This window comes from Empedobacter sp. GD03797 (genome assembly GCF_029842105.1).
Classification (GTDB): Bacteria; Bacteroidota; Bacteroidia; order Flavobacteriales; family Weeksellaceae; genus Empedobacter; species Empedobacter falsenii_C.
Genome location: NZ_JAOCFS010000076.1, coordinates 1 through 546, shown reverse-complemented (window position 1 = coordinate 546; position 546 = coordinate 1). Strand labels below are relative to the sequence as shown.

The window sequence follows — 546 nt, the reverse complement described above, 5'->3', positions numbered from 1 at the left end:
CAAGACCAACTTAAGACCTGGCGACTTTTTTTTCTATACTTCATTTGTTCCATAATCTTAAATAATTCAGAAAATGGAAGCAATCATTTTAACAAAGGAACAATACGATGCGATCGTATTCCAATTAGAGGAAATCACTAAAAAATTAAACAAAGCATTAGCAGCTAAACAAGAAACATTTATGGATAACCAGGAGTTTCTAATGCTGATGAAAATTTCAAAACGAACTGCTCAAACGTGGAGAGATGAAGGAAAGGTTTCATTCTGTCAAGTAGGCAACAAAATCTACTACAAAATGTCCGATGTCGAAAAGTTATTGAACGAACACTACAACAAATCATTCTCTAACAAACGCTAAAAATTAGAGTATCGGCATCTAAATCAAATTGGCATTACAATTCGCAGACGAGCGTCAATCCATTGAGAGAAGCGCAAAAATGTTTACCGACCATCGGGAATGATTTAATTCATTCCCGAAGTGAAAAGGATTTTTAGCCTAAACGGATTTATAGCCTTGACTTTTTTGTTTCGTTTTTGTGTCAAGAC

General features: G+C 34.6%; 1 protein-coding gene. It reads left to right on the top strand.

Features of this window, described 5'->3' with window-relative positions:
- Nucleotides 1-73 precede the first annotated feature (73 nt).
- A complete protein-coding gene (locus N5D90_RS17100) occupies nt 74-358 on the top strand; it encodes a helix-turn-helix domain-containing protein (protein ID WP_038335637.1) in 285 nt (94 codons plus the stop codon).
- Nucleotides 359-546 lie beyond the last annotated feature (188 nt).

Coding starts and splice junctions, on each gene's coding strand:
- N5D90_RS17100 (WP_038335637.1), top strand. CDS start 74: ATGGAAGCAATCATTTTAACAAAGGAACAATACGATGCGATCGTATTC.